At 67.9% G+C, this 1,253-nt stretch carries 1 protein-coding gene; it reads left to right on the top strand.

What is annotated here, in order from left to right; genetic code table 11:
* The first annotated feature begins 408 nt into the window (after positions 1-408).
* Positions 409-1,236, top strand: coding sequence for a helix-turn-helix domain-containing protein (locus tag GL263_RS26740; protein ID WP_182858312.1), 828 nt, complete (start codon positions 409-411; stop codon positions 1,234-1,236).
* The last annotated feature ends 17 nt before the right edge of the window (positions 1,237-1,253 follow it).

The following is a 1,253-nucleotide window of genomic DNA, read 5'->3' as shown; positions in this document are numbered from 1 at the left end:
TGTATAAGAGACAGCCCCTCCACTTTCCGGACGCTCGTCCTCCGGCCGCCGAGACTCGCCCTTCTCCGTCACGACGCCGCCCCCTGCCCCGCCACCGGGCACTCGGCGGAGTGCCGCCGCAGCAACACCCGACAGTCCGTCGCACCGGACAGATCCCCACACCGCTCCGCCCGCCTCTCCGCCTCCCGCAACTCCGCACACGTCTCGCATCCCGCCGCCACACGGCCGCCGCCCTGGCCGGACCCCTCAGGCCCGACCACCCCCAACTGCCCACCGCCCACGGGCAAACCCTCACCGGCCACGACGACTCCTCTCCGTAGTGATTCCGCTACCGGGGCGACCCAGCGTGGCCTACAGTCAGAAGCGCATCAACGTTTCAGGAAAGGACGAAAGGTCGGTGTTAGGCCTTTGAACATCAAGGAGTTGGACCCGGACAGCTCGCCCCAAGCCGCCTTCGGCGCGCGTCTCCGCACGTCACGTACCGAGCGCGGCTGGACGCAGGACCACCTGGGCGACCAGATGGGGTACTCCAGCACCCACATCTCCTCCGTCGAAACTGGTCACAAGTCCCCGACCTTGCGCTTTTCGCGACATGCTGACGCGGCGTTGGGTACAGGCGACCTGTTCGAGCGCCAGTGGCACGAGATGCGCCACGGCGCACTGCTGGAGGGCTTTCCTCAGTTCATCGACCACGAGGGGCGAGCAGCGGAGATCCGGCTGTACGAGGTGGGTGTCGTACCTGGACTGCTCCAGACGCCCGAGTACGCGGCGGTCCTCGCCGGCAGCGCGGTGAAGCGGGGCGCGATCACGCGTGAGCAGGCGGATGAGCGAGTAGCGCTCGTGGCCGAGCGGCAAGCCGCACTCGCCCGCACGCCACCGCCGCTGGTGTTCGCCGTGCTCGACGAGAGCTGCATCCGCCGCCCCATCGGAGAACCGGACGTGATGGGCGAACAGCTCGCCAGGCTGGTCGAGTTCGCCGACCAGCCGAACACCGTCCTCCAGGTCGCCACCTTCGACATGGGCGCCAGGCGGCCGTTCAACCTACCCATAACGGTGCTGACGTCGCCTGACCGCTCCCTGATGGCCTACTCCGAGTCGGCGCAGCGGGGCCATCTTGAGCGAGATCTCGCCTTCGTACTGCCCCTGTTGACGGCCTACCATCAGCTACAGGCCGAAGCGCCCTCGCAGGCGGCCTCCGTGGCGATGATCAACGAGTTGCGAAAGGGCACACCGTGACGACCGAATCCCCCAGC

The organism is Streptomyces durbertensis (genome assembly GCF_014156695.1).
GTDB classification, from domain to species: Bacteria; Actinomycetota; Actinomycetes; order Streptomycetales; family Streptomycetaceae; genus Streptomyces; species Streptomyces durbertensis.
Note: the sequence above shows the minus strand (reverse complement) of the source record. Positions and strands in the feature narration are given on the sequence as shown.